Source organism: Streptomyces sp. PA03-6a, assembly GCF_033792765.1.
GTDB lineage: Bacteria > Actinomycetota > Actinomycetes > Streptomycetales > Streptomycetaceae > Actinacidiphila.
In genome coordinates this window covers 1-5,316 of record NZ_JARAVK010000407.1, presented here as the reverse complement: position 1 = coordinate 5,316, position 5,316 = coordinate 1, and the positions used below count along the sequence as shown (strand labels likewise).

The following is a 5,316-nucleotide window of genomic DNA, read 5'->3' as shown; positions in this document are numbered from 1 at the left end:
GTTCCGCAGGCTCAAGGTGCGCGGCCAGGTGGCGGTCGTCCGCCGCAGCGACACGGTGTCCGCCCCGGACCAGGCCGCCGCGGCGGCGAAGGCCGGCGCCCGGCAGCTGCTGATCCTGAACGACGGCTACGGCAAGTTCGACCCCTGGGCCGACCTGCCCGACGCCGCCCCCCTGCCGGTGGCCTCGCTCGGCACCGACGACAGCGCACGGCTGCTGAGCCGGCTCCGCAAGACCGGCACGGCGACGCTGAAGGTGGTCTCGCACCCGTACCCGCGCTACGCGTACGACCTGATCCGCCACCACGACGGAGCGGTCCCGAAGGACCCGTCCTACCGTCCGCGTCCCGGGGACCTGGCCCGCATCGACGAGTCGTTCCGCAACAGCACGCAGGCCGAGGCCGTGGCGTACCGCGAGGACGTGTCGCTCGTCTTCAACCGGCCCACGCTCATCCAGGCCACGCGGGTCGCGGCCCAGGGCACCCTCACCTCGTGGGTCTCGGCGGGCGCGGACGCCCGCTGGATCTCCTCCGCCGCGATGCGCGACCTCGGCCAGCGGGGCGTGACGCGCACCTACAAGGCGCGCAGCACGAGCACCGAGACCTGGTTCTCGGCGATCCAGCACCCGCGGGTGCTCAACGACGGCATCAGCTGGACGGCCCCCTACCGGGTGGGCGACATCATCAGCACGTCCGTGCTGCCGGCCTGGGGCGACTCGGGCGGTCACTCGGGCGTCGCCTGGGTGGACGGCAACACCTCGAAGGTCTCGCTGTACCAGGGCGACCAGTTGCTCGGTGAGGACTACAACGAGCGGATCGTCACCGCCGAGGGGCTGTCACCGGAGCCGCAGCCCTACCGGATCGTGGTGGAGGGTCAGCGGAACGTGGCCGACCGCCCGTACTCGACCCGCACCCGCACCGAGTGGGGCTTCACCTCGAGCACGACGGACTACTCGGCCATCACCCCGCTGCCGCTGGTCCAGCTCGACTACGCGGTGGCCACCGACCTGTCCGGCAAGGCCAAGCGCCGGACCGGGCTGACCGTCACCGCCTCGCACCTGAAGGGTGCGGCGGGCGCGGGGGCGATCCGCACGGTGACCCTCGAGGTGTCGTACGACGACGGCGCCACCTGGCGCAAGACGACGCTGCGGCAGTCGGGCGGCGGCTGGAAGGCGCAGCTCGACGCGCCGTCCCGGGCCCGCTTCGCGAGCCTGCGCACGACGGCGCGGGACGCGAAGGGGAACAGCGTCAACCAGACCCTGATCCGCGCCTTCGGCGTCAAGTAGCCGACGGCGGTTCGGACGAAGGGCCCTTGTCCCCGGTGCACCGGGGGCAAGGGCCCTTCGTCGGGTGTCGGCTCGGGTCGGGGCCGACGCGACGCGGGAGGCGTTGAGGAGGGGGTCGTCCTCCCGCGCCGCGGTCCAGTGGGATTACTCGGTGAAGCCGATCCGGGTCCAGTCGGTGTCCTGGAATCCGAAGGCGCCGTAGTTGGCCACGTCGGACTTGGCCGCGACGATCTGCGGGCGCTGGTAGAGCGGCAGGTTCGCGGCCAGCTTCCACAGCGCGGCGTCGGCGGCGTTGAGGTCGGCGAGGTAGGCGGAGTGGCCGACCTCGGTGCCCGCCTTGTGCATGTCGGCGTCGATCGCGGCGGTGCCGATGCGCGAGTAGTTCTGGCCGACGTTGCCGTGCTGGGGGGAGACGAAGGACGCCGCGCCGTTGGTCAGCGGGAAGAACGGCACGGAGCCGATGCCGCTGAACAGGGTGAGGTCGAACTTCCCGGCGCTGACGTCGTTGAAGAAGTCGTCGCTCGGCTTGACCTTGGTGTCGAGCTTGATGCCCACGTTCTTGAGCATCGCCGTGAACAACTGTGCCTCGTTGGCGGCGATGGGCGTGCCCGACGGGATGGTCAGCGTCAGCTCCAGCGGCTTGCCGTCCTTCTCACGGACGTCGCCGTGCGGTTTCCAGCCCGCCGCGTCCAGTTGCCGCCCCGCCGCGGTGGGGTCGAAGCGGCCGAGGGAGCCGGCGTTGTCCTTGTAGGCGACGTCGTTGTTGACGAGGAAGTGGTTGTCGAGGGGCTGGGCAGGGAAGGGCAGGCCGTTGAGGTCGGCCTTGCCGATGGCCCGGCGGTCCAGTGCCATGAACAGGGCCCGGCGGACACGGACGTCCTTCAGCAGCGGGCTCGCGCCGTTGACCACCATCTGCCGCAGGTTCGGGGCGCCCGCCACGCGGATGGAGGTGTGCGGCACCTTCTGCGCCTGCTTGTAGGCGGCCACGTCGGGCCCGATGTCCTCCACGTCGATCTCGCCGGAGGCGAAGGCCCCGGGTGTCGACGCGGCGTCCAGGGTACGGAAGTTGATGCCGTCGAGCACCGGCTTCGGGCCCCACCAGTGGGGGTCGCGGACCTCGGAGACGACCTTGGTCGTCGGGTCCATCCTGCTGACCTTGAATGGGCCCGCGGTGACCGGGATCCGGTTCTTGTAGCCGGCGTCGAACTTCTGCGGGGTGTCGATCTGCGATGCCGGGTACAGCGGCGAGAACAGCGTCTGCCATTCGGAGAACGGCGTGGCGTAGGTGACGACGACGTGCCGCGCGTCGCTTCCCTCGGCGACCGAGGAGATCTGCTCGTAGCCGGAGGTGCCGACGGGGGTGTACTTGGGGTTCTTCCCGTTCTGCGCCTGCCAGTCCGCGCGGAAGTCCTTCCAGGTGATGGGTGTGCCGTCGGACCACCGGGCCCTGGGGTTGACCGCGTAGGTGGTGACCTGCCTGCCGTGCTTGACGGCGGTGCTCACCTTGCTGAGGTAGTTCGGGTTGGGGGTCCGCTTGTTGTCGGGGGTGCTGTGGAAGAGCGACGGCAGCAGGGGGGCCATCGTCGTGGTCACGGCGACGGTGTTCTGCGAGGCCGCGTTGAGGCTGTTCCACTGGGTGGGGTACTCGTCGACGGGGAAGTTGAGGGTGCCTCCCTGCCGGAGTCCCGCGGGGTCGACGGGGTTGATCTGGTTGAGGGTCGCCTTGGGCGGGGCCTTGGGCGCCGACGAGCTCGCGCCGCCGTTGCCGCTTCCGCACGCGGTGGCGCCGGCGAGGAGACCCGCGGACACCACGACTGCCGTGGCCAGCTTTACGGACTTTCGGTTCAACTGGGCTCTCCTTGTGGGTTCCGTGGGTCGGGTGTCCGCCGGGCGGGACGGCCGGGGGTGCGTCACGGGCCGGGGGCGCGTCACAGGACCTCCAGGGCGGCCGCGTGGTGGCAGGCGGCGGTGTGGTCCTCGCCCAGCGCCCCGGCGGCGGGGTCCTCGGTGTCGCAGCGCCTGGCCTCGGCCGGCGCGAGCTGCAGGTACTTGGGGCAGCGGGTGCGGAACCGGCATCCCGAGGGGGTGTCCGCGGGGCTGGGCAGGTCGCCCTGGAGGATGATCCGCCGGCGCTGCCGCTCCTTGCGGGGGTCGGGCAGCGGCACGGCCGACAGCAGTGCCTGGGTGTAGGGGTGGGCCGGTCGGGCGAAGACGTCCTCGACGTCGCCGGCCTCGACGATGCGGCCGAGGTACATGACGGCGACGCGGTCGGCGATGTGCCGGACGACCGACAGGTCGTGCGCGATGAACAGGTAGCTCAGGCCGAGTTCGGCCTGCAGCTCGTCGAGGAGGTTGATCACCCCGGCCTGGACCGAGACGTCCAGCGCGGAGACCGGCTCGTCCAGCACGACCAGCTTGGGGTCCAGGGCCAGCGCCCGGGCGATGCCGATCCGCTGCCGCTGTCCGCCGGAGAACTCGGCGGGGTAGCGCTCGGCGTGCTCGGGCAGCAGCCCGACGAGGCGGAGCAGTTCGGGGACGCGCGCGGCGATGCGTTCCCGGTCCCAGCCGTGGGTGCGCAGCGGCTCGGCCAGGATGTCGCCGATCGGCATGCGGGAGTCCAGTGACGCCATCGGGTCCTGGAACACCACTTGGAGGTCCCGGCGCAGCTCCCGCCGCGCCTTCCCGTCCAGTTGCCCGACGTCCCTGCCGAGGACGGCCACGGTGCCGCCGCGCTGCCCGGCGAGGTCGAGGATCTGCAGCATGGTGGTGGTCTTGCCGCAGCCCGACTCGCCGACCAGCGCGAGGGTCTCGCCCTGGCGGATGTCGAAGTCCACGCCGTCGACGGCGCGCACCGTGCCCACCCGGTGCTTGAACACCGCGCCCTTGAGGAGCGGGAAGTGCTTGGTGAGGTGGGTGACCCGCAGCACCTCCGGCCGCTCGGCGCGCGGAAGCGCCCCGGACCGCCGCGGTGAGGCGGGGGTGCGGAACATGCCCGCGGACGGGATCCCGCCGGACGTGTCGATCTCGTGCCCGCGGTGGCACGCCGTGGCGTGACCGGCTCCGGTCGCGACGGCCCGCAGACCGGGCTCCTCGGTACGGCAGCGGTCCACGGCCACCGGGCAGCGCGCCGCGAAGGGACAGCCGGCCGGCAGGTCCACCATCGACGGCGGCGTGCCCTCGATGGGGGTGAGGGCCGTCCGGTCCCCGGTGTCGAGGCGCGGCACCGAGCCGAGCAGGCCGATGGTGTAGGGCATGCGGGGGGTGGCGAACAGCTCGTCGGCGGTCCCGGTCTCCACCGGCTTGCCGGCGTACATGACGACCACCCGGTCGGCCATGCCGGCCACCACGCCGAGGTCGTGGGTGATCAGGAGGATCGCGGCTCCGGTGACCTCCTGGGCCTTGCCCAGGACCTCCAGCACCTGCGCCTGGATGGTGACGTCGAGCGCCGTGGTGGGCTCGTCGGCGATGATCACCTCGGGGTCGTTGGCGATGGCCATGGCGATCATCGCCCGCTGGCGCATGCCGCCGGAGAACTCGTGCGGGAACGCGTCGACGCGCCGCCTCGGGTCGGGGATGCCCACCAGGTCCAGCAGTTCCAGGGCCCGTTCGCGGGCCTGGGCGGCGGTGAGGTCCTGGTGGATCCGCAGGGCTTCCACCAGCTGGGTGCCGATGGAGAAGACGGGGGTGAGCGCCGAGAGCGGGTCCTGGAAGACCATGCCGATGTCACGGCCGCGGATGGCGGACATCCGGCGGTCCGGCAGTCCGAGCAGCTCCCGGTCCTTCAGCCGTACGGAGCCGGTGACCTCCGCGTCGTCCGGGAGCAGGCCGAGCACGGCGGTGGCCGTGACGGACTTGCCGGAGCCGGACTCTCCGACGACGGCGAGGGTCTCGCCGGCGCGGAGCGTGAAGTCCACTCCGCGGACCGCCTGCACCCGTCCGGCCTCGCCGGGGAAGGACACCCGCAGGTCGCGCACGGTCAGGACCGGGTCGCCGGAGGCCGGCCGCGGGGTGGGGACGCCGGGGGCGGCCTCCGG

At 72.1% G+C, this 5,316-nt stretch carries 2 protein-coding genes and 1 pseudogene; 1 reads left to right on the top strand and 2 read right to left on the bottom strand.

The genetic code is table 11. From position 1 onward, the window contains the following. Positions 1–1,282: pseudogene (locus PV350_RS44260) on the top strand (S8 family serine peptidase); the annotation flags it as partial. Between the two features lie 144 nt (positions 1,283–1,426). Here the strand turns inward: PV350_RS44260 and PV350_RS44255 are convergent. Beyond that, complete coding sequence (locus tag PV350_RS44255) at positions 1,427–3,130, bottom strand: ABC transporter family substrate-binding protein (RefSeq protein WP_500339025.1); 1,704 nt, start codon at positions 3,128–3,130, stop codon at positions 1,427–1,429. 80 nt (positions 3,131–3,210) lie between these two features. Further along, positions 3,211–5,316, bottom strand: a 2,106-nt coding sequence (locus tag PV350_RS44250; RefSeq protein WP_500339024.1) for an ABC transporter ATP-binding protein, incomplete at its 5' end; no start/stop codon positions are given.